Source organism: Massilimicrobiota sp. An134 (assembly GCF_002160815.1).
Classification (GTDB): Bacteria; Bacillota_I; Bacilli_A; order Erysipelotrichales; family Coprobacillaceae; genus Allocoprobacillus; species Allocoprobacillus merdigallinarum.
On record NZ_NFLH01000004.1, the window covers coordinates 47,793 to 71,242 of the forward strand.

The window sequence follows — 23,450 nt, forward strand, 5'->3', positions numbered from 1 at the left end:
GCTTTTTACATATTCTCATTTCCTTTTTTCTTTTCCGGTAAAACTAAACTTAATAATAATGATACAACAAAGACTCCTGCAACTGCATTTCCATTAAAGATTTCTCCAACAACTGATGGGAAACATGTAAAGAAATTTCCTGAAGTTTGAGTGACACCAACCCCAATACAAAAGGCAAGTGAAACAATGATCATTGTACGTTCATCAAAAGTATTATCTTTTAACATTTTAATACCTTCATACATGATAGAACCAAACATCATCACTGTACATCCACCTAAAACTGATTGAGGTAATGATTGAAAGAAAGCCCCTAGAGGTGGAAATAACGATGCTAATATCAGGATTAAAGCTCCCATGAAAATAGTAAAACGGTTGATGACTTGTGTCATTGTGACTAAACCAACATTTTGACTAAAAGATGTTAAAGGGAGACAACCAAAACATCCAGAAATAGCACTTGAAAATCCATCTACAGCTAATGAACCTTGAAGTTCTTCCATTTGAATATCACGATTTAAAGCTCCTTTACAGACAGCAGTTGTTGCACCAGTCGTTTCAGCTGCTGAAACTAAAAAGACAATCGCAATAGTAAAGAAAGCCCCTAAATCAAAGACAGGCATATGTTCTGTAAAGAATACTAATTTTGGAATACTGAAATATCCAATTTGATGAATCGTTTCCGCAATATTAGAAAAGTCCACCATTGGCGCAATTCCTGTGACTGTCAAAATAACAGATAATAAATATCCAAAAATTAAACCAACAAGAATATTTAAATTTTTATAAATACCTTTTAAACGATAATGTGATATTAAACATACAATAAGCGTAAAAGTTCCAACAAGAAGATGGTACCAGGCACCAAAGTCTTCAACACCAGAACCACCACCCCAAGAATCCATTCCTACTGATAGCAGTGATAGCCCAATCGCAATCACGACACAAGCTGAAACAACAGGCGTTAAAAATCTTTTCCAGTATTTTGCACTTAATCCAACCAAGCCTTCAAAAATACCACCAAGAATAACAGCACCAATCATACCTTCATATCCTAAAGCAGGATTTGTTGATATGACTAATAAACTTCCTAAGAATGTAAAACTCACTCCCATGACAATAGGTAATTTAGAACCAATTTTCCAAACTGGATAGAGTTGCATACATGTTCCAATTCCAGCCGCAAACATAGCACACTGTAAAATAGAAGTAATTTCAGCTGATGTCAAATGCTCACCAGAACCTCTGACAACAGCTGCTCCACAGACAATAATAACAGGCGCAAGATTTGCGACAAACATAGCTAAAACATGTTGTAAACCAAAAGGAATAGCTTTTTTAAGTGGAACACGTCCATTGAGTTTATAAATATTTTCATCACTTACAGTCGTTACATTTTCTTCTTTATTCATTTTTCCTCTCCTCATATTTATTAAAACGTCTTGATTTTAACATAATTTGTCATAAAATGTCACGTTTTTGCGAAGACTTATAACATTTATATTTTCGATTCCACTTCAATTCCACAAAAGCATGTTAAGATGAAGTCGAGGTGAAAAGAATGTATAAAATATTGGTTATTGAGGATGAGTTTCATATTCGTCAAATTATCAAAGATTATTTTTCATTAAAAGGCATTGAAGTCGTTGAAGCAACACAAGGCTATGAAGCATTAAGTATGATTAATGAGACGATTGATTTAATTTTACTAGATATTATGATGCCGGGTATTGATGGTTATGAAGTTTGTAAACAATTAAGATTAAAAACAAAAAGACCTGTTATCTTTATGAGTGCTTTATCACAAGAAGAAAATCAGTTACTGGCATATCAGTTAGGAGCAGATGATTATATCATCAAACCATTTCAATTATCATTACTGCATGCCAAAGTTATCGCCATGATTAAACGTGATCAGAAAAAGGAAGAAAATATACTTTCTGTTGGACATCTTCAATTAGATCGTATCAATCGTATTTTAATTATAGATCAACAAAAAATCACATTAGCACATAAAGAATATGAATTGTTAGAATATTTATGTATGCATGTGAATCAGTTATTGACACGTCAACAGATTTTAGATCATATATGGGGATATGATTATTATGGTGATGGAAGAGCAGTTGATACATATATCAAAAAATTACGTAAGAAATTAGGAAAATATGCCTGTTATATTCAAACTGTTATCAAAACAGGATATATGTTAAAGGTGGTGGAAAGAGATGAAGACAATGTTTAAAATGACATTAGGAAAAAAGATTTTTATATTAGTTTTCATGAGTTTTGTATTGATTCAAGTCTTAAATGTGACTCTTGATTTTCATCGAGAAAAATCTCATATTTATACTCAAAATGATAATATATATAATATTGATGTTTTAAGCCAGCAATTATCTATTCTTTATAATCAAAAATATAATGATTTAAATTCTTCATTTTATGAAGATATAGAACAGACTTTAGAAGCAGAAGATGGTTATAAAATAGACTCAGTCTTTGTATTGAATCCAGATTTAGAGATGGTCTATAATCTACGTGAACACAATACTCCTTATTTAACGTTAAGAAATGAAAAAGACGGAATAACAACTTATCTCCAAATCAATCTCTCTCAAATTTCTATAGATCAACAAAAACAAATAGAAAATATTCTCAGAAAACACGTTGAAAATAATCAACTTCCTGTAAATATAGCTTTTACTGGATATGATTCTCAAAATAATTCCAATGTATCTATGAAGATTGATGATATTTCATATTTATCTATTGATAAGCAGATTTTCCTAAATCATCGACAAAATAATGAAAAGATTTATACGATGTATTTTGAAACATATGAAAGTGCGAATTGTCTTTTATCTGCTCAAGGGCTATACCTAGATGAATATGATGATTTTCATGAAGATAATTATCAAAAACATGATGGTATTGTTCGTGATTATGTATCTTCATTGTTCCCTCAACAGGGTGAAACATTTTCACCAGGTGTAGGCGGTGTAGAGGAAAAAGATGGCACTTTATATTCTATTCATTGTAAACCATTAATCTCTAAAAATGCCAAACCAATTGAAAATAGCGAATTTGGAGATTATGATGTTCAAGATGTAGATGGTTATCTTGTTTTTTATACATATGACCTTAATGCGATTGGCAGAATTACACATCAGGTCATTTACTCCAAAATGATTATTTATATCATTTCCTTTATTGTTTGTATAATGATATCTTTATTGATTTCATATATATTGACAAGGCGTATTAAAAAGATGAGTCAAGCTACTTTATCCATTGCAAATAATGATTTTGATATTCATCTCAATGAAAAATCTAAAGATGAATTAGGTGTATTATCACATAATATTAATCAGATGAGTCAACAATTAAAAACAACAATTCAACAGTTAAATGATGAAATAGAATATGTAAAAAAATTAGAAGGTATGAGAAAAGAGTTCATTGCGAATTTTACTCATGAAATTAAAACGCCATTAAGTATTATTAATGGTTACATAGAATTAATTGAAGCAGGGAAAGATGATCTTAAGAAACAACAATATTTAAGTGCGATTCATCAAGAAATAGAGCATATTAATCAATTGATTATGGCTATGCTAGATTTATCAAGATTAGAATCTGGTCATGTTGAATTACATAAGGAAGATATTGATTTAGAGGATTTATTAATGTCAATTGTAGAAACATTTGCGCCTATTCTAAAAAAGAAACATATTCATGTTGTGATGGGAGATGAATTTCCACATATTCAAGGAGATTTCAAAGAACTCAAGATTGTTTTTCAAAACTTTATGAGTAATGCAATAAAACATACACCACAAAATGGACATATTTATATTAAGTATCATCAAGGTATTTTAAGTTTTGAAAATGAAGGAAAACATTTGAGTCATGAACAAAAAGAAACAATTTGGGATACTTATGTTTCAAGTGATCGTCAAGGAACTGGATTAGGTCTTGCGATATGTCGTTCTATTTTAGAATTACATGGTTTCCAATATGATGTGTGTAATAGTGAAAAAGGCGTTGAATTTCAAATTCATATTCTATAATTATAAAGAAGGAAAAAGACTTCCTTCTTTTTTAATGAAAAGATGATAGACAAGTAGAACTCTTTTCACATCTTAGACTTGAAACGACAAGATATGTCAATTATAATGATAGAAAAGATGAGGTGCTTAGGATGAATAAAATTTTAGGGATGGTTATACCATATATCATCATTATAGGTGTTATTTTGATGCAAAGTGTTGTCATGGAAGAAATTATTGTGGCTATTGTTATAGGGTTGTTAATTGGGTTAGAATTTTTAAGTTTAAAAAAAGCTGAAGGAACAGTGCTTATGAAATTTGGTAAGATTCTTACTATTTGTATTTTTGTAGTTGCTTTCTTATTAGGTCTATTTAATCAGCATTTAATGATTTTGCCTGATTTGACTCGTGTATTGGCTTTACTTATACCTATAGAGTGTATAAATCTTTATATGATTTATCAAAATCATCCTCGTTATACAATGACATATAAGTATTCATTTAGAAATAAAAGAAGAAGATATTTTTAAAATAATAACAATCTTTATAGAAGAATCAATCAAGTATATATTAAATTGATTCTTTTTTTTATCAATGAAATTCATTTGATCAAAGATGACCAACACAAGAAATAATATTGAAAATAAGTCGGTTTTATATTAAAATTAGATATATAAATTATATTCAGAAAGGGGCTTGACAAGAATGGAAGCAAGAGTGATACTGCAAGCAAGCAAGCAAGCAAGTTAGTTAGTATAACTGCGCCCAATTTTTTGTTAAGCATCAAACAGCATAATATTATAAGGCGTATTCTACCCATTTTATGATGGGTAGGGTACGCCTTTTCATATTTGTTGACTGAAAAATTATAAACAGAAAGGATGAGAAAAGTTATGAAAACAAAAGCAAAAAATAAAGTGCTGGGAGTATTCCTTGCTTGTATGCTTGTCATTGGTTTATTTCCAACAACTGTTTTGGCTGTAGGTGGTACAAGTGTTAAAATTAATGGGCAAGAATTAAACAGTGGAGAATTGTATCAATACGGCGAAGGAACAGCGTTGTTTGACTCTCAGACTAATACGTTGACGCTGGATAATGCAACGATTGAGCAAAATAATAATCAGCCAGTCTTTAGGATAAGAGGGGCTTTGACAATCGAACTCAAAGGTAGCAATACAATAAATTCAACTGACCAACGAGTGATTTATGCTGGAACCTCTTCTGGCAGTGTTGCAGACATTACAATTAAGGGGACTAATGAGGATAAACTAACCATTACAACCAATGAGGATGCCATACAGACAGACGGTGGTAATATTACCATTGACGGCTGTATCCTAGATATAACATCACATAATTGGGGGAGGTATTGCAGCATATTCAGTAAATAATGGCATTGATATAATCGGTGGCAAACTGTCAATACAAAATCATGCGAATGTAACGGTTAACAGTAAACAATTGACGCTCGTGGGTGAAAACGGTATTAGCATTAGTGATAGCACAGTGGTGGCTACTGTAAATGGACAATCCAATGCGTTGTATTCAATAAACAATATAATTGATATCAGTAATTCTACAGTGGAAGCATATGCTGTTGCCGACAATTCATATCCTGCTATTTGGGCAAATGCGCTGACGGTTTCAAACAAAAGTAATGTGACTGTGGACAGCAACGGGGACAGCGGTATATATATACTCAATCAATGTAAAATTTCAGATTCTACTTTAAAAGTCCAAGGCTACTATGATGCTATTTTCGGAGACAATGATATTAATATTGTTAATAGTAAAATAGAATCTACTTCTACTGGAAACCAAGGTAATTATGCTATTTACTCAAATGATCACACAATTTCTGTTACTGGAAATTCGGATATTACTGCAAACGCTGGTATGGATGCCGATCAGATTGTCATCTCTCCAACCACAGGACAAATGCTGGAAGTAAAAGTAGGAAATCTGGCTGAAGGAGAAACAGGCGCAGCACATTTTAATGATTCGCCATACACGGAACCTGTAACCTTTACTGCTGCTGACGATTTGTGGACATACACATATGTACACATTAAACCACATACTCATATAGGTGGTACAGCGACTTGTACAGATCCGGCAATATGTGACGATTGCGGTAAACCATATGGAAATGCGCTTGGTCATAAAGCAGTAAAAACTGAAGCAAAAGCTCCTACCTGCACTGAGGACGGAAATATCGAAAACTGGTATTGCGACGCCTGTGGCAAGTATTTCAGCGATGAAGCATTGACAGAAGAAATCATCAAAGAAAAAACCGTTATCAAAGCAACTGGACACGGCGAAACAGAGTTGAAAAATGCCAAAGAAGCTACTTGCACAGAAGAAGGCTATACTGGCGATAAGGTCTGCAAAGTGTGCGGTGAAGTGATTGAAAAAGGTACAGTGATTGAAAAGATTGCACATACCTTTGGCGAATGGACGGTAACAAAAGAACCGACTGCAACGGAAAAAGGAGAAAAACAACATACTTGTACGATTTGTGGATATGTTGAGAAACAGGAAATCCCAGCAACTGGAACACCAACTAATCCTTCTGAGGGAAATGGAAATTCTCCAATAGGAACAACAGATCCAAAGGCCCCAACTAGTGATAATCAGACTGATAACAAGACTGTTTCGGATACTAGCAACAACAAGACAAATAACAAAGATGTCTTGAATACTGGTGATGATAGTAGTATTGCTCTTTGGGTAACTGTTATGTTAGGTGCTGGAGCAATCTTAACAGGTATAGTTCTTTATAACAGAAAGAAAAGATACAATAAATAATAGATAGTTTTATGCTCTGTGTGAAAAACACAGAGCATTATTTGATTAAAGAGTGAGAATCTATAAATAAGTTATAAAGAAAAGGTCATCATTGAGATGACCTTATAAAATGATGATAATTTTTAAAATTCTACACCATGGTTGATATGTAAATAATAGACAATAGCTTTGACATCTTGATGGTACATATCCATCAAGACTTTTTTATAATAATCTAATTGAATCTGATGTTTTTGTATTAAAATATCATCAGCACTATTTTGTGAAACACGATCAGTCTTATAGTCTAAGACATAAATTTGATTTTGATAAATAAATACTAAGTCGAAAATACCATGAATGGTTTGTTGGAGTGTTTCATCATAATAGGCAAAATGTTTTTCTTTATAGATATATTCTGCTTTTTGAATCATTTGATAATAAGGGCTATCAATGAATCCTTGTATTTTACCTTGATATTGATCAAGTATATCTTTTCCATCATCATCAATTAATTTTTCTTGATAAAGTTGTTGAATCAATGTTTCGATATGATCTTCTTTGAATGTCAGATAACTTAAAAGTAAGTGAACTAATGTTCCTTTGTCACTGGCACTCATAGAGAAGCTTTCATTGTCGTCTGTTATTGAAGCGTGGCTTTGATCTTGAATATGAGGAAGTTTTGTCACTGCTAGAGTTAATGGTTTGCTTGTATCATAAGGGTATTGGAATGATTGATATCGTTCTTGTATTTGACTATCAATCATTTCATTTTGTTTGGATGTTTGAATTATTTTTTCTTCAATGTCTTGATCATTTGTTAGTGTCAAGGAGAACATAGCATGTTCAGTTGAATCAAAAGTCAGATATTTTTCAAAATGATATTGTTGAAGTTTTTTGGCTAAAGGCTTTAATTCCTCATGATTGAAGCATTGTTGAATAATTTGAGGATGACGGAAAATAGCAGCTAAAATCCATGAAAGATAATTGTTTGTTTTACGCATACGATTATAAAGTAGTACATGTTCAGCATTTTTCTTATGATAAATATCAGGATGTTCATTGATGATTAATTTGTTCATTATATCTTTGATTTCATCAATGCTTTTGATGACACCAGTTAAAATGAGCTTTTGAGAAGCACGAGTCAAAGCAACATATAAAATGCGCATCTCTTCATTGATAGATTCATCTAATTGATGTCTGGCAATCATATTACGATAACAGTTTTCATATTCAACTGTGATTTCTCCATATTGTTCACTTGGAACACGACATCTTGGTTTTACCGCAATACCTAATTGTTTATCAATCATAAAGCGTTCTTTGCTGTCTTGTGTATTAAATTGTTTGTGTGTCTGACAGACAAAAACAATCGGAAATTCTAAACCTTTAGATTTATGAATTGTCATGAATTCAACATAATCATCATTTTGTGAGGCGACAATAGCTGGTGCTAAATCAGCTGATTGTTCAAACATGTCAATGATATCATGAAGATAAGGATATTGTTGTTGATATTGTTTAACAACTTCCAATAACAACTGTAAATTTGCTTTTCTTTGTTCACCATTGACAAGCTGACAGACAAAGAGTGGATAGTCTGTGACTTCATAAATCTTTTTCAATAAATCATAAGGTGAATGTTGATAGCTAAAAGCTCTGAGTTCTTCAAAGACTTCTAAAAATTGGATGATTTGTTGATGAGATGATAATTGTAATGTTTCATAAAGAGATAAATCTTTATGGTTTACACGTAATGATGCAATCTGATCTAAAGGAATATAGGAACATGTATAAGGCTGATTGAGTACGCTTAATAAGGCAATATCATTGTAAGGATTATCAAGGGCCTTTAAAAATGTCAGCATATTTTCAATTTCATTTGCCTTTAAAAATCCTTGTGATAAAACGATATGGTTAGGGATGTGGTATTGATCAAAAACTTTTTTAAATGTTAAAAAAGAAACTGTTGATCGCATTAAAACAACCATATCTTTATAAGATACTCTTTTTCCATCTAAACGCATCGCTTCTTTAAGTTGTAATATTTTCTGTGCAACCATATGAGCTTCATATTGTTCTTTATCTAAAGAAGATTGAGGATTATAGATATCAATCAATACTTCTGTTTGACGCATATCATCTTGAAAGAAACGTTCACGTGCTTCTTTTTGATGTCCTGCTTCTTTGCCATCATAGTCATAATTTAAACGGGCACTGTCATCTAAATAATATTCCAAACCACCAATTTGTGTATCCATAATTTGATTAAAAATAAAATTGATAGAGTCTAAAACAATTTTAGAAGAACGGTAATTAAAGACAAGATCAATTCTTCTTGTTTGACTATTTAAACATTCTTCATCAGTTAATGAAAAATGATTATATTTATCAAGAAAGATTTGAGGATCAGCTTGTCTAAAACGATAGATAGACTGTTTCATATCACCAACCATAAATAGAGGAATATAAGGTTTTTGATATTTAGAAATCAGTGAAATGAGTGATTCTTGAATCTGATTGGTATCCTGATACTCATCAATCATGATTTCTTTTAAGCGATGATACAAAATATCCACAATACCATATTCAGGCAATAACAGCTGATGTGTATAACTTTCCAGATCAGCAAAATCTAGCTGATTAAGCTCTTTTTTTCTTTGTTGATATGCTTGTTGGAATTGATCCAACAGTTGACCTTTAGAAAGCAACATATCAATAGCCTGATAGCTGACTTGAAGCTTTTGAATTAAATCTTCACTATGATCTTCTAAATAGGCATCAGCTGATTTTTGATAAGAAGATAAAATATCACTTTTCAATTTTGTAAAAGTTTTTTTGATCTGAGGATCGACTTCTTTCCAAGACATATTATAGGCTTTATCAACAGGAGCTTTGATTAAAGAAACCATAGTATCATAAGTGATAGCATGTGATAATGCCTGAAGACGTTCATCTAAATAATCATAATAAGCATCAAAAGGAACCTTTAATAATTGATTCTTTTCAGTCTGTTCATCAGGTCTTTCATAAAAATCAGTGAGATTATTTTGTTCACAGAATATTTGGAGTTCAATCAATTTATTCATAGCCATTGTGACTTCATCATAGAAAATATTTTTTAAATAAGGAAACAAAGGCCAATCTTCTAAAGATGAGGAAAGACTATCATAGTTATTTGTTTTCATCTGATCAATAAAATCATAAAAATGATCAATAGAATGAGAAATATTATCAATAGATAATAATAAAGATTGAAAATCATCTAAAGAATAACCAGGAAAATATAAGGAAAGAAAATCACGAATATTTTCATCTTGAATCCATTGTTCTAAACATTCTGTAAGAACTTCTTTTTTGATGATAGTAGGATTACTGTTGATTTCAAATCCAGGCATAACGCCAACAAGATATCCATATTTCATCAATAATAAATTACAAAATCCATGAAAGTTTGTAATATAGGCATGAGGAAGATTAAAAATTTGATGTTGTAAATGTGTTTTTAATTTTTCATCAATAGGTGAAGATACAAGTTCATTGAGTTCTTCAGTCAGTCTTTGTTTCATCTCATGACCAGCTGCCTGTGTAAATGTTACCACCAGGAAATCTGAAATTTCATATCCTTCTTTTAATAATTCAATAATACGACTGACAAGAATTTTTGTTTTTCCACTTCCCGCAGGAGCACTAACTAAAATAGAAGAATCTCTTTGTTGGATAGCTTTTAATTGTCCAGCATTAAACGGCATCGTCTTCACCTCCTAATATTTTTTCAACATCTAAGAATTCAACAAGCTGATAATCATTATAGAAAACATCAAAACCACAAATACTATGATATGGACAATAAAAACAAGGATTCACTAATGTATGTGTTGCTTTTTGATCACTACCTTTTGGCGCTATGTCAATATGACCATTCATCATACTTTGATAAAGTTCATAAATATGATCGCTGATCTTTTCAAATAAAATATGAAGTTGTTCAGTAGAAAGAATTTGTCCCTTATATTCATCTCTGCTTTTGACATAAGAGACTGGTATCAACGCAGAACGTCTATCAAAAGTAGGGTCTAAATTCAAAAGACTTTGATGACTGCCATCATCAACGATATAACCATTGTAACGATATTGTTTGATCCAGTCATCTTCATTAATGGCTTCATGCATACTTTGTTGTACGCTTAAAATACGTTTTTTCGTATTGAAATATAAAACAGCACCTGGATTTTTATCCATCATTTTTGTCACCATATCTAAATAGACAAGCATCTGAATATGAAAACCTTGCATAGCAAGATTGAGATCAATGCTTTTGGCACTTGATTTATAATCAATAATAGAAACATAATCTTCATAGACATCAATACGATCAACAATACCTTTAAAATTGATATCATGAATTGTATTTTTGACTTTTTTCTCTTTATATTGAACATGGAAATTGCCCGTATTTAAGAATTGTTTAAGTACTTTTAGAGTGATTTGCAGATCTTGAATTAATTGTTCAATAAAGTATTGATTGACATGGGAGTGAGCTATTTTTTGTGAAAGTGTTTCATGATCTTGAAGATATTGGTCAACAAGTTGAGAAATATCATAAGATTGATCTATATTCATAGATAAAACATAATGAATGAGAGAACCAAGTTCATTCGGTAATAATTTTTGATCTTGAATAGGATAAATGCCTAAACCATATTGAATAAAGTAGAGGAAAGGACATTGATTATAGGTTTCAATTTGACTGACTGAAAGATATGAACTATATAAAGACTGTGTCAACTCAGGTGTTAATGAATCTGGCTGATGATGTGATGATAAATAATGTGCAATGTTTTGATTCAAAGTTTCTTTATGAGTTACTTTTCCATTGGCTATATAGTATTGATCTAAAGGTAGAAATTGAAGTGGAGGAAGCTTTTGGAAGGTATACATTTGAGTCAATTGTTTGTATAAAGAAGAAGGGAGCAAGGTTTCTCCAGACAATGAGTTCATCGCTAATGAAACAGTTAATGTTGAAAATGGTGTTGTCAGTATTTTAAAAATATCATTTTCATGAACACCTAACTGTTCACTGGTTGTAAGAGGAGTTGAGATATTTTCTTTTCTTAACAATTCAATATCTTCATCTAATAATAAGGATGTATCTTTAATGCTTTGAGGTAAGATGGTTTCATTCATTCCTAAGATAAATAAATGCGTTGAAGGCATCGCTTCACCTTGTCCAATCATATAAACATGAATTTCATCTTGTCTTTTTTCTAAAGTTTGTTTAGCTTTTGGAAATGTCATTTGGAAAAACTCTATGAATTCTTGTGGAGATATTTGACCATCAAGCTCGCTTATTTTTTGAAGATAGTCCTGATAATCCTTGTCAAGTTCCAGTGCAAGTAATTCGACTGCAAGTTCATGGAAAGTATGTCCTTGGCATTGTTTGAATTGTTGTAAAATCAGTTGATAACTTCGCTCATAACAGCGCTCTTGTTGATAAGGCAAGGAATGAGGTATATGTAATTCATCAAGAATGGTTAATAAATCATCCTGATAATTTTGATTAGGATAAATGATTGTAAAATCCTGGTAATGAAGATTTTCATCCACAATTTTTTGATAAATTGTATATACAACACGTTGAATTTCCTGATAAGGTGTTCCTGCAACAAAGCTGTACATGTGTTGTGTTTCCTTTTTTGAAACAGGTTCTTGACTAAAAAGATGTTGTGTGAAATAAGTCGGTTGATCAATGACTTGACTTGTTTGACATAAATGATGATAAGGTAAATTGAATAAACGCTCATCATGTTGATAAGTATAAAGACAAGTGACATCACATGTTGTTGCTAAACGTTGAATAATATCTTGACGTTGTTTTTGATAAAGATGATCAGCTTCAATGATGAGATGGTCTTGTTCATGAAAAGTGATATTTTGAAATAAACTTTCTAATGTCAAATGTGTATAACTATCAAGACGTGATAAAAGTGATTGGTAAATATGCCAGAAATCTTGAAGTTTCGTATGGTGAATATCTTGGTAGTTGATTTGATAAAGTTCGTAATCTTTGATAAGTGGAATTAATTCATTGATGAAAGGTAATGGATTTTCCATATCAAAACAATGAAATGTTTCTTCATTAAAGATCTTTCTTAAGTGATAAACCCATTCTACTTGAGAAAGTAAATGATGTTGCGTTAAATGATATTGAAGCTGTAATTGTTTTAAATATTGATTCCAGCTCATAATTTGAATATTGACCAAACAATGCGTATATTGAAAAAATATGTTTTCAATAAAAGCTGGTTGATCACAGATATAAATATATTGTTCAAAAGGATGATTTTGAGCTTCTTGAACATACTTTTGAATGATTTGATGACGTTTATAATCTTGATTTAAGCCACTGATGATTTGCATTCTTTTCACCTCGTTTTCTATTATACATGAAAAGATGGGAAATGAAAAAGTAAATACTTTTGATATCTTGTTTTTTCATTTGTGATTATTGTATAATGAAAAACATGGAGGGATAGAGATGGTGCTTTTTCGAATTTGATAAAAACAATTTTTATTTTAGATTATTCTACATTTTGATGTAGATGTTTTTATCATACTGAGAAAGGACTATTTGATTTATGAAAAAAAGAAATATCTATCTCTTGTTTGCGATTGAATGGCTACAAGGAATGGTTTTTTATAGTTCTGTTGCAACTTTATATCGTCAAAATCATGGATTGACATTAGTTGAAATGGGATTGATTGAAAGCCTGTTTTCAATACTTGTTTTTATTTTAGAAATCCCTATGGGATATTTATGTGATCGTTTAGGATATAAGAAAACGATGATGAGCTGTTATGGAATCTATCTTTTATCAAAGATTGTATTCTATCAGGCTTATGGATTTTCGATGTTTTTATTAGAAAGATTATTATTAGCGATAACAGTATCAGGACTTTCTGGCTGTGATAGTGCATTTTTGTATCTGTCAACTGGCAAGATAGAAAATCCACGTGTTTTTGGATATCTCCATGCCTGTGGTGTCGCAGGCATGATGATGTCATCAATGGCTTTTTCATTGTGGATTCATGATATGGAATTAGCTGCTTTATATACCATTTTGCCTTATTTTATAGCGTTTCTATTATCTTTCTTTTTGGAAGATATTCCTATGGAAGGAAGTTCTCATATGGGAATCAAAGATGCATTTTCATTATTGTTTCAACAAAAAAGACATATTCTTTTTTTGATTGCTTCAGCATTATTATTAGAAACAACACATACAATCAGTGTGTTTTATAGTCAGCTGCAATGGAAAGCCAGTCATATTCCAGTTATCTATTTTGGACTCATTTCTATTTTTATGACAGCCATACCTCTTTTAGGGGCGAGTTTAGGGAAAATAGTCGAATATATTCGTGAAAAGACACTGATGTTTTTATTGGTATTTGTTTCCATGATCACCTGTATCATATTGGCATTGAGTCATCATCCTTATATATCTATTGCAGGGATTATGATTTTAACTTTAGTAGAAGCTTTTTATTCTCCTTTATCACAGTCGCTTATGAATCAACGTGTTGAGGGTGCTTTAAGAGTCACCATGTTATCAATTTATTCAATGATTATGAATATGGTAGGGATTGTGATGAATATGAGTTTTGGAGTGGCTGGTGATATCAATATTCAATGGGTGATGATTTTAGGAGGATGTTTTTGTTTTTTGAGTCTATTATGTTTAAAAAGAGAAAATCAGAAAAATAAGGAGATTTAAATAATGGAACTGACAAAGGATGTTTTATTAGGTATTTTAGATGCCTACGCTTATGAAATTGTTTTTGTAGATAGAAATCATATTGTGCAATATATGAATAAGACTGCCAAACAAAGATATGGACAAAGAGTTCAAATTGGTCAAAGTTTATTTCAGTGTCATAATGAAAATTCACGTTACAAGATTGAAGAATTTTTAGTGAGGGCTGATCAGGGTGAAGAAGAAATGTTTGAACTTTATAATCAAAAAACAGGTGAAAGAGAATTTTTTGTGCCTGTTAGAGTTGATGGGCAAGTGATTGGTTATTTTGAAAGACATGAAGCCCCATGGGATCAAGAACATCCTGAAATCCCTGTAGGTGAATATTGGAAACGTCGTGAATGATGATGGAGGAAGATTTTAAAAATAGATTGAAATCTTCCTTTTTTGCATTATAAAAAGTGATGTTTCCATCACTTTGTTTATAATTGTTCACATTCTTGTAACCACAATGCAACATTAGCGTCACTAGGCATTCTTAAATCTCCGCGAGGTGATAAAGCAACACTACCGACTTTTGGACCATCTGGAATACATGAACGTTTAAATTGTTGTGTAAAGAAACGACGATAGAAAGTTGTCAGCCATTTCTTGATTGTTGGGGCATCATACTGATCTTGGAAAGTATGACAGGCAATACGATAAAGTTTTCTTGGTTCATAATGGAATCTGGCATGATGATATAAGAAGAAATCATGCAGTTCATATGGACCCACAATGTCCTCTGTTTTTTGAACGATTTCATTATCCTTGGCAGGAAGTAATTCTGGTGAAACAGGAGTATTCAAGATATCCTGTAATGTATCATGAAGAGGCTGCCCTTCATACAATGAAGATACATAATCTACTAAATATCGCACTAATGTTTTAGGAACTGAAACATTGACCGCATACATGCTCATATGATCACCATTATAAGTAGACCATCCTAAAGCGACTTCTGATAAATCTCCTGTTCCGATGACAATACCACCTTCCTGATTGGCGATATCCATTAAAACTTGTGTACGTTCTCTTGCTTGACAGTTTTCATATGTCACATCATGAACATTTTCGTCATGCCCAATATCTTGAAAATGTTGTTTTACAGCATCCCCAATATCCACTGTTAAGGAAGTGACATTTAATTCTTCCATCATTTTTAAAGCATTGTTTTTAGTACGAGATGTTGTTCCAAAACATGGCATTGTCACTGCAATAATATCCTGAGATGGATATCCTAATTTTTGATAAGCCATATTAGCAACAAGTAATGCAAGTGTAGAATCTAAACCACCTGAAATTCCAATGACGACTTTTTTGATATGTGCAGCTTTTAATCTTTGAATCAAACCATGAATTTGAATATCAAAAACTTCCTGACAACGCATTGCACGTTGATCCTTATTGCTTGGTACAAAAGGATGTGGATCATATGTACGTGTCAGTTCAATATCTTCATCCTGTAATGTAAAAGGTATGATCTGATAATGATCCTGACGATTATCATAAGTTGTCATTTCAACACGTTCACTCACTAATTTTTCCATATCCATATCAGCAAAGATGATACCTTCACTATATTGTTGAGATTGAGCTAAAAGACTTCCATTTTCAGCAATCAAATGATGATTACTAAAAACAACATCAGTAGAAGACTCACCTAATCCAGCATTACAATAAGCATAGCCACAAATAAGTCTGGCACTATGAGAAGTGACCAATAGACGACGATAATCTGATTTTGATGTCAAATCATTGCTGGCAGAAGGATTCAAAATTAATGTTGCACCATTTAAACAATGTAAGGTACTTGGTGGTAAAGGTGCCCATAAATCTTCACAGATTTCAATGCCGATTTTTAATTCAGGATGACTCTGACATTCAAATAATAGACGTGAAGAAAATGGATAAGCTTGACCATTGATTGTGATGATTTCATCATTGTCTAAAGCACTGGCAAAATGACGACCTTCATAAAATTCATGATATGTAGGGATATATGTTTTAGGAACAACACCTAATATATCTCCATGACATACTGTTATAGCACAGTTATAAAGTTTGTTTTTCAAAATCATTGGACAACCAAAAGTAAACAATATATCTAAATCTTTTGTCTGTTCGCATATAGTAGTGATTTGTTTGTTGACTTCGTTTAAAACACGTTTTTGATAAAATAAATCTTCAATTGTATATCCAGTTAAACAAAGCTCTGGAAAAACAAGAATCTTGATATGTTTTTCATTAGCTTCTTTAACATAAGATATGATTCTTTGTGCATTGTATTGAACTTGACCTAACGATACTTCAAAATTTGCACAACCTACTCTTATAAATCCATCTTTCATGAATATTCCTCCATTTAATTGATTATATGAAAAAGATATTTATATCTTAGCATTTATTGATTGAAAAGTCACCATGTGTAGGTATTGTATTTTTCATTGAATGGATAGTCATGAAAGATATAATAAGATATAATAAAAATAAAGACAAACTATTAAATGTCAATAATTAATTTAAAAAATTGATTTTAATAGTGTTTGTCCTGATTGAGAGGAGCAATCCGATGTTGTTTGATGTATTTAGTGGATTTTTGGGTGCACTAAAAACAACTTTTCAAAATATATATTTTGAAAGCTCTTACATTTTAGATTTTCTGCTTTTTTAAGCTATTGATTCGGTCGTTTCGTTTTTATAAACAAAGCGATGAATTTCACCATTGACATCAGAATACTGATAAATCTGTTTTCTGGTATTCTTTGGAAAATCTAAAGATATTGAATTGAAGAACGTATTTCGGGTTTCTTCTGGTAATCGCATGATATTTTCATGCATGATTATAAAACTGCTTTCGCTTTTCATGATTGAATAGATATATCTGGCAATACGATTAGCAACTGCAATAACTGCCAGTTTATGACGCTTTTTATTTTCGTTCTTCACTCTTTCAAATAAGTGCTTAAGAACAGGATTGTGTCGTCTGGCAAATTCGGCAATCATGTAAAGAGCGTGTCTCAGATATTTTGATCCTTTCTTGGAAATCTTGCCCATGATCTCCACGGACTTGCCAGAACGCTTGTTTCGTGGCGATGAACCGCTATAAGAGACATAATGGTCAGCATTATTGAATCTGAAGATGTCTCCGGTTTCAGCGATGATAACTGCAGCTGTCAAAGGACCACAGCCAGTGATGGTCATCAATAGACTGTAAACATTAAAAGTGGCGGCAAGCTTTCTGATATCTTTTTCAATCAGTTTCAATTGAGCGCGAATATTGACGATGCTTTCAACAGTGTTGGAAATAACGCATCTTATATGATCGGATACATGTGGAACCAGTGTATCCTGAGCATAATTGAATAGCTTATCTATCTTATCCAAACTGCAGCGATGCTTGGTTGCTTCGTAAACGAGAGAAAACACTTCATTTTTGGAAGCATTTATGATATCATGCGAAGTAGGATATTGAGATAAGACAGCTAGAAAAGCAGCTGATTTAGGTTCAAAAACATACTGAAGTTCAGGGAAATAACAATCACAAAGGGCAATGAGACGGTTAGTTTCCTGAGAATAGAGTTTTTTAATCTGATAATGTCTGTGAACGAGAGCCTTAAGATCTTGATATCCATTTTTGTTTTCAAAGACAGAATCTGAAACATATCTGACATCATCATCAGTTCCAACGATGGTACTGATAGTTTGAGCATCCAAAGGATCAGATTTGGAAATATTATGGCTTTCTCTCCATTTATTAACGAAATCAGTATTGAGCTGATGGATTTCTTCATCGCTATTACAGTTTTCTTTAATAAAGCTATAGACATTAGTAGAATAGATACCAGTGACCTCCAAAGCAAAATAAGTGTGAAGACAGTGTGGATCACTGGAATACTTTCTCACAGTATTTAAAAACTCAACAACATCAGCTTTAATGAACTTAAAAGATAATTTTTTTCTAAGGAAACGGGGTTTGACTGATCTTAATTCAGGGACAGCCAGAACAGCAGCATCAGCCTTGCCTTTAGAGACATCAATGCCAACAAAAAGATTGTAATCGTTATTTTTCATAAAAAATGACCTTCTTTCTCAAGTATGAAAATGGTTTTGAATTGCACCTCTAAATCAAGACAAACGCAACCTCGCAAATACGGAGACAAGTGAGAAACACTGCTGCAACAAACTCATTCGGGTATAAAGCACGCCTTGAACAGAGGATTAAGTCTTTTTGAAGCGGAACATAACGAGATGGCCGCAGAGGTGGAGAATAAAACCTTGATTCAAAACGAAACTATTATCTTAAAAAGAGAGTGTAGAAGCAAGGAAATTTTTAAACAATTGAGATATCTCAATTGTTTAAAAAAGGAAATCCTTAATTCAAACTTCTATACATATTATACGAGAGGTGGTAAAAATGAATAATAAAAAATGGGTGGATTGGGCTATTGAATTACAAAGTTTGGCACAAGCAGGATTAACTTATGGTCATGATGTTTACGATCAGGAAAGATATGAACGTATAAGAGAAATATCGGCTGAAATCATGGCGTATCAAAATGATATTCCTTTAGAAAAAGTGAAAGATTTATTTTGTAATGAAAGTGGATATCAGACACCTAAATTAGATACACGTGCAGCTATTTTTAAAGATAATCAAATTCTTTTAGTGAAAGAGAATAATGGAAAATGGTCACTTCCTGGTGGATGGGTAGATGTGAACTTATCAGTTAAACAGAATACAATAAAAGAAGTGAAAGAAGAAGCTGGTTTAGATGTGATTGCTGATAGAATTATTGCTGTACAAGATCGTGCTCAACATAATGTTCCAATTTATGCTTATGGCGTTTGTAAAATTTTTGTGCTTTGTTATGAAATAGGTGGAAAGTTTGAGAAAAATGTAGAAACAGTAGAATCTAGATATTTTGATGAAGATCATTTACCTGAGCTTTCTACTGAGAAAAACAATGAAGAACAAATTCATATGTGTTTTGAGGCCTATCGTCATCCTAATTGGAAAACTTTATTTGATTGATATAAGAGATAGTGAAAAGCTATCTTTTTTTGTGTGTGAATATTGACAAAAGAATTATACTGTGTTACTGTATTACTGTATTAATACAGTAAGGTGGAATGGCTATGAATCATTTTCAAACAGATACGCCTATTTATTTACAGGTTGTTGAAGAAGTCAAATCAAAAATTCTTGGTGGACAGTTACATCCAGGTGATAAAATAGAATCAGTCAGAGAGATGGCATCAAGACTGGAAGTCAATCCTAATACCATTCAAAGAGCTTTTTTGGAATTAGAACATCAGGGATTTATTGTGACACAAAGGGCAGTAGGAAGATTTGTTAGTGAAGACATTGATTTTATTGAATCATGTCGTCAAAACAAAATACAAGAAACGATTCAACAGTTTGTTAAAGAAATGGAGCGTTATGGCATTACAAAAGCAGATATTATTGCTTATTTAAAGGAGGAAAATCATGAGTGAACTTATAAAAATCCAAGATTTAAATAAAAAATATGGAAAGAAACAAGTTTTAAAAGATGTGAATTTAACTTTACATGGTGGACAGATTGTGGGTTTACTTGGACCTAATGGAAGTGGGAAAACAACACTGATTAAAGTTTTAAATGGTTTATTGAAAGAATATGATGGAGATGTTCAAATTGATCAGCAAGCTATAGGTATTCATTCTAAAAAAATCATTTCTTATTTACCAGATGAACCTTATTTTGAAAACTGGATGACAACCAGTGATGCATTGAATTTATTTGTTGATATGTATGATGATTTTGATTTGAATAAGGCATTATCTTTAATGGAAAGAATGGATATTGAAAAGAAAGTGAAGATTAAAGAATTATCTAAAGGAATGAAAGAGAAGTTTCAGTTGATATTGGTTATGTCTAGAAAAGCAAAGATTTATATTTTAGATGAACCATTAGGTGGTATTGATCCAGCTGCAAGAGAACTTATTTTAGATACTATTTTAAATAATTATGCTGAAGATGCACTTGTTTTATTATCAACACATTTGATTGCGGATATTGAAAAGATATTTGATGAAGTGATCTTTATTAAAAATGGTGAAATTATCTTACATGAAAATAGTGAGGACTTAAGAATGAAAAGACAAGCTTCTATTAATGATATTTTTAAGGAGGAATTCAAATGTTAAAATTAATGAAATATGAATTTATTCATTCTATGCGTTCCTTTTTCATCTCGTTTTGTGTGTTTTGGGGTGCATGTTTATTATTGCCATTTTTTACAGAAGGACTAATTCCAGATATTCCTATTTTAAGCTTTATGATGGCTTTTGGATTTACAGTTTTAGTTATGGGAATTAGTATTGCATTATTTGTCAGTATTTTTACACATTATTATCATTCTATGTTTAAAAGACCAGCTTATCTGACATTGACTTTACCTGTATCATCTTTGCAGTTAATTATTTCTAAGCTGATTGTTTCATTTGTATGGCTTATTCTTGGTGGAATTGCATTGATGTTTGGGGTTTTATTGATGGGAGTTATGATGTCATTGTTGACACATAATATGTCAATCATGCAGATTTTTCAGGGAATTCCAGAAGTGTTCAAAGGATTAGGACAGATGTTCATGAATCAGCCTGGTGAATCATTATTAAGTCTTATTTATATGATTGTAGAAACATATGCGCTTATTATCTCTATTTATTTTGCTTTAACGTTAGCACATACAGCTTTATGTCGTCATCATCGTTTGGCTGTAGGAATTTGTATATGGATAGTTTTGAGAATCATTTTCTCATGGATACAATTTGTTTTATCAGGTATGAGTATCGCATCTTTTGAATGGTATGGAATTCCAGTTACGTTTATGTTCATTGATCTATTTTTCAATGTGATTTTAACTTTCGTCACAGTCTATATTTTAGATTATCATATTGAAATTGAATAAAAGAATACCTCTTCATGAGTGAAGGGGTATTTTTTATCTGAGAAAATTTTTTCTGTTTCTGTAAGAATCTTTTCTTTTCAAGTGTTTTGTAATAAGATAAACATAAAGTTGAGGAGGATGGTTATGTTAAAGGCAGTTATTTTTGATATGGATGGGCTTTTGATTGATAGTGAAGTCATTTCATATAAATGTTATAAAAAATTGATTGAGAGTTATGGATATTCATTTACAATGGATGATTATGTCAAAGATTATCCAGGGAAGCAATTGAAAGTCTCTTTACAGTTTATTAAGGAACATTATCATCTGGATTATGATATTGAAGAGAAATTCCAATTATTTCATCGTTTAGAAACACAATTCATGCAAGAAGATGGGGTTGCATTAAAAAAAGGAGCAAAAGAATTATTACAATATCTTAAAAATCATCATTATCAAATCGCTTTAGCTACATCTAGTTTACCTTCAAGAGCTTGCCATATTTTAGACATGCATCATATTCTTTCTTATTTTGATGAAATCATTTGTGGCAGTGATGTCCAAAGAGGGAAACCGTATCCTGATATTTTCTTAAAAGCCTGTGAAAGATTAAATGTTTTGCCGTCAGAAGCTATTGTTTTAGAAGATAGTGAAGCAGGTATACAGGCAGCTTATGATGCGAAAGTGCCTGTCTATTGTATTCCTGATTTAAAGCAACCAGGTGAAGACTATGTACAAAAGACACAAGGTGTTTTGACATCATTATTGGATGTTATAACAATCTTAGAAAATATGTGATGACATAAAAAAACTATAATCAACCGGATCTGATTGATTATAGTTTATTTTTTTTATAATAAATGAATGTGATTTTCTTTACATAATTTCATAGTTTCATCATCCCATAAAGAAGCTTGTACTTCTCCAATATGAGCTTTTCTTAAAAAGAACATACATAAACGGCTTTGACCAATTCCACCGCCAATACTTAATGGAAGAACATGATTGATTACATTTTGATGGAAAGGTAAAGATAAACGTTCCATTGCATTGGCTTTTTCTAATTGCTCTTTTAATGCGTGTTCATCTACACGAATACCCATACTTGAAATTTCTAATGCATCATCTAATTGCGTGTTATAAACAAGGATATCCCCATTTAATTTCCAGTCATCATAATCAGGTGCACGTCCATCATGTTTTTTTCCTGATTTTAAAATATCCCCAATTTGTAAGATGCAGACAGCTTTTTTATCTTTTGTGATAGCTTTTTCTCTTTCTTTAGGTGAAAGATCTGGATATAAATCTTCTAACTCTTGAGAAGTGATAAAATAGATTTCATCAGGTAAAATAGATTCACCGAGTTGTGGATAGTGTCTGATCATGAGAAATTCAACATCTAATAAAGCATTATATATTTTTGAAACAATTGCTTTAAAATAATCTAAAGTACGATCTTCCTTGGAAATCACCATTTCCCAATCCCATTGGTCCACATACATAGAATGAATATTATCTAATTCTTCATCTTTTCTAATTGCATTCATATCTGTATATAAACCTGTATGTTGTTCAAAACCATAGCGATAAAGAGCATCTCTTTTCCATTTGGCTAAAGAATGAATGATTTCGATTTCATCATTATGATTCAATTCAAATGAAGTAAATGAAACAGGTTTTTCAATTCCATTTAAATCATCATTAAGCCCAGTATTTTTTAATAGAAATAAAGGCGCAGAGACACGTGTTAAACGAAGCTGTTCAGCTAATCTTCTTTCAAATGTATCTTTAATCATCTTAATAGCAACTTCAGTTTCAATTAAATTAAGATGTGGATGATAATCTTTTGGTATAATGATTTGACTCATTTTTGATTCCCCCT

General features: G+C 31.7%; 18 protein-coding genes. 12 read left to right on the top strand and 6 right to left on the bottom strand.

The genetic code is table 11. The features are described from left to right. Positions 1-5: 5 nt before the first annotated feature. Positions 6-1,412 carry a uracil-xanthine permease family protein gene (locus B5E79_RS02915; RefSeq protein ID WP_087296903.1) on the bottom strand — a complete coding sequence of 469 codons (1,407 nt, stop codon included), beginning with the start codon at positions 1,410-1,412 and terminating at the stop codon, positions 6-8. A 149-nt stretch (positions 1,413-1,561) separates the two neighbouring features. On the opposite strand from B5E79_RS02915, the gene B5E79_RS02920 reads away from it, so the two are divergent. The 5 genes from B5E79_RS02920 to B5E79_RS02940 all read left to right on the top strand — a co-directional run bounded on the left by B5E79_RS02920 (position 1,562) and on the right by B5E79_RS02940 (position 6,860). Next, the gene (locus B5E79_RS02920) at positions 1,562-2,245 is read left to right on the top strand and encodes a response regulator transcription factor (RefSeq protein ID WP_087296904.1); all 684 of its coding nucleotides are present in this window, start codon (positions 1,562-1,564) and stop codon (positions 2,243-2,245) included. After that, positions 2,229-4,073 (top strand): HAMP domain-containing sensor histidine kinase, encoded by a 1,845-nt coding sequence (locus B5E79_RS02925; protein WP_087296905.1) that lies wholly within the window; start codon positions 2,229-2,231, stop codon positions 4,071-4,073. The genes B5E79_RS02920 and B5E79_RS02925 overlap by 17 nt, the downstream gene beginning before the upstream one ends. 131 nt (positions 4,074-4,204) lie before the next feature. Then, positions 4,205-4,582, top strand: coding sequence for a hypothetical protein (locus B5E79_RS02930; protein WP_087245582.1), 378 nt, complete (start codon positions 4,205-4,207; stop codon positions 4,580-4,582). 363 nt (positions 4,583-4,945) lie between these two features. Then, positions 4,946-5,443: a hypothetical protein gene (locus B5E79_RS02935; RefSeq protein ID WP_087296906.1), complete on the top strand. Its 498-nt coding sequence runs from the start codon at positions 4,946-4,948 to the stop codon at positions 5,441-5,443. A gap of 118 nt (positions 5,444-5,561) precedes the next feature. Further along, entirely contained in the window at positions 5,562-6,860 is a 1,299-nt protein-coding gene (locus B5E79_RS02940; protein ID WP_143746761.1) for a hypothetical protein, read from the top strand. A 122-nt stretch (positions 6,861-6,982) separates the two neighbouring features. Here the strand turns inward: B5E79_RS02940 and B5E79_RS02945 are convergent, their stop codons facing one another. Both B5E79_RS02945 and B5E79_RS02950 read right to left on the bottom strand, forming a co-directional pair. After that, entirely contained in the window at positions 6,983-10,594 is a 3,612-nt protein-coding gene (locus tag B5E79_RS02945) for a UvrD-helicase domain-containing protein (RefSeq protein ID WP_087296908.1), read from the bottom strand. Then, positions 10,584-13,262, bottom strand: a complete 2,679-nt coding sequence (locus tag B5E79_RS02950) for a PD-(D/E)XK nuclease family protein (RefSeq protein ID WP_087296909.1) — start codon at positions 13,260-13,262, stop codon at positions 10,584-10,586. Before B5E79_RS02950 ends, B5E79_RS02945 begins: the two co-directional genes overlap by 11 nt. 218 nt (positions 13,263-13,480) lie before the next feature. On the opposite strand from B5E79_RS02950, the gene B5E79_RS02955 reads away from it, so the two are divergent. Both B5E79_RS02955 and B5E79_RS02960 read left to right on the top strand, forming a co-directional pair. After that, positions 13,481-14,617, top strand: a complete 1,137-nt coding sequence (locus B5E79_RS02955) for an MFS transporter (RefSeq protein ID WP_087296910.1) — start codon at positions 13,481-13,483, stop codon at positions 14,615-14,617. A gap of 3 nt (positions 14,618-14,620) precedes the next feature. Next, positions 14,621-15,001, top strand: coding sequence for a PAS domain-containing protein (locus tag B5E79_RS02960; RefSeq protein ID WP_087296911.1), 381 nt, complete (start codon positions 14,621-14,623; stop codon positions 14,999-15,001). Positions 15,002-15,078: 77 nt separating this feature from the next. Here B5E79_RS02960 and B5E79_RS02965 read toward each other — a convergent pair whose 3' ends face one another. Both B5E79_RS02965 and B5E79_RS02970 read right to left on the bottom strand, forming a co-directional pair. Further along, a complete protein-coding gene (locus B5E79_RS02965) occupies positions 15,079-16,986 on the bottom strand; it encodes an NAD(+) synthase (protein WP_087296912.1) in 1,908 nt (635 codons plus the stop codon). Between the two features lie 319 nt (positions 16,987-17,305). Further along, positions 17,306-18,709, bottom strand: a complete 1,404-nt coding sequence (locus tag B5E79_RS02970; RefSeq protein WP_087296913.1) for an IS110 family RNA-guided transposase — start codon at positions 18,707-18,709, stop codon at positions 17,306-17,308. 343 nt (positions 18,710-19,052) lie between these two features. Here B5E79_RS02970 and B5E79_RS02975 point away from each other — a divergent pair, with 343 nt between their 5' ends. The 5 genes from B5E79_RS02975 to B5E79_RS02995 all read left to right on the top strand — a co-directional run bounded on the left by B5E79_RS02975 (position 19,053) and on the right by B5E79_RS02995 (position 22,366). Next, on the top strand, positions 19,053-19,670 hold the full coding sequence (locus B5E79_RS02975) for an NUDIX hydrolase N-terminal domain-containing protein (RefSeq protein ID WP_087296914.1): 618 nt from the start codon (positions 19,053-19,055) through the stop codon (positions 19,668-19,670). Positions 19,671-19,774: 104 nt separating this feature from the next. Beyond that, the gene (locus tag B5E79_RS02980; protein ID WP_087296915.1) at positions 19,775-20,134 is read left to right on the top strand and encodes a GntR family transcriptional regulator; all 360 of its coding nucleotides are present in this window, start codon (positions 19,775-19,777) and stop codon (positions 20,132-20,134) included. Beyond that, positions 20,127-20,825, top strand: a complete 699-nt coding sequence (locus B5E79_RS02985; RefSeq protein WP_087296916.1) for an ABC transporter ATP-binding protein — start codon at positions 20,127-20,129, stop codon at positions 20,823-20,825. Before B5E79_RS02980 ends, B5E79_RS02985 begins: the two co-directional genes overlap by 8 nt. Then, the gene (locus B5E79_RS02990; protein WP_087296917.1) at positions 20,819-21,589 is read left to right on the top strand and encodes a hypothetical protein; all 771 of its coding nucleotides are present in this window, start codon (positions 20,819-20,821) and stop codon (positions 21,587-21,589) included. Before B5E79_RS02985 ends, B5E79_RS02990 begins: the two co-directional genes overlap by 7 nt. A gap of 123 nt (positions 21,590-21,712) precedes the next feature. Further along, the gene (locus B5E79_RS02995) at positions 21,713-22,366 is read left to right on the top strand and encodes an HAD family hydrolase (RefSeq protein WP_087296918.1); all 654 of its coding nucleotides are present in this window, start codon (positions 21,713-21,715) and stop codon (positions 22,364-22,366) included. A 53-nt stretch (positions 22,367-22,419) separates the two neighbouring features. Here B5E79_RS02995 and asnA read toward each other — a convergent pair whose 3' ends face one another. Beyond that, positions 22,420-23,436: an aspartate--ammonia ligase gene (asnA, locus tag B5E79_RS03000; protein WP_087296919.1), complete on the bottom strand. Its 1,017-nt coding sequence runs from the start codon at positions 23,434-23,436 to the stop codon at positions 22,420-22,422. Between the last annotated feature and the right edge of the window lie 14 nt (positions 23,437-23,450).

Bases quoted from the DNA above. Each gene is read 5' to 3' on its own strand.
- B5E79_RS02915 (WP_087296903.1), bottom strand. From the start codon at position 1,412: ATGAATAAAGAAGAAAATGTAACGACTGTAAGTGATGAAAATATTTAT.
- B5E79_RS02920 (WP_087296904.1), top strand. From the start codon at position 1,562: ATGTATAAAATATTGGTTATTGAGGATGAGTTTCATATTCGTCAAATT.
- B5E79_RS02925 (WP_087296905.1), top strand. From the start codon at position 2,229: ATGAAGACAATGTTTAAAATGACATTAGGAAAAAAGATTTTTATATTA.
- B5E79_RS02930 (WP_087245582.1), top strand. From the start codon at position 4,205: ATGAATAAAATTTTAGGGATGGTTATACCATATATCATCATTATAGGT.
- B5E79_RS02935 (WP_087296906.1), top strand. From the start codon at position 4,946: ATGAAAACAAAAGCAAAAAATAAAGTGCTGGGAGTATTCCTTGCTTGT.
- B5E79_RS02945 (WP_087296908.1), bottom strand. From the start codon at position 10,594: ATGCCGTTTAATGCTGGACAATTAAAAGCTATCCAACAAAGAGATTCT.
- B5E79_RS02950 (WP_087296909.1), bottom strand. From the start codon at position 13,262: ATGCAAATCATCAGTGGCTTAAATCAAGATTATAAACGTCATCAAATC.
- B5E79_RS02955 (WP_087296910.1), top strand. From the start codon at position 13,481: ATGAAAAAAAGAAATATCTATCTCTTGTTTGCGATTGAATGGCTACAA.
- B5E79_RS02960 (WP_087296911.1), top strand. From the start codon at position 14,621: ATGGAACTGACAAAGGATGTTTTATTAGGTATTTTAGATGCCTACGCT.
- B5E79_RS02965 (WP_087296912.1), bottom strand. From the start codon at position 16,986: ATGAAAGATGGATTTATAAGAGTAGGTTGTGCAAATTTTGAAGTATCG.
- B5E79_RS02970 (WP_087296913.1), bottom strand. From the start codon at position 18,709: ATGAAAAATAACGATTACAATCTTTTTGTTGGCATTGATGTCTCTAAA.
- B5E79_RS02975 (WP_087296914.1), top strand. From the start codon at position 19,053: ATGAATAATAAAAAATGGGTGGATTGGGCTATTGAATTACAAAGTTTG.
- B5E79_RS02980 (WP_087296915.1), top strand. From the start codon at position 19,775: ATGAATCATTTTCAAACAGATACGCCTATTTATTTACAGGTTGTTGAA.
- B5E79_RS02985 (WP_087296916.1), top strand. From the start codon at position 20,127: ATGAGTGAACTTATAAAAATCCAAGATTTAAATAAAAAATATGGAAAG.
- B5E79_RS02990 (WP_087296917.1), top strand. From the start codon at position 20,819: ATGTTAAAATTAATGAAATATGAATTTATTCATTCTATGCGTTCCTTT.
- B5E79_RS02995 (WP_087296918.1), top strand. From the start codon at position 21,713: ATGTTAAAGGCAGTTATTTTTGATATGGATGGGCTTTTGATTGATAGT.
- asnA (WP_087296919.1), bottom strand. From the start codon at position 23,436: ATGAGTCAAATCATTATACCAAAAGATTATCATCCACATCTTAATTTA.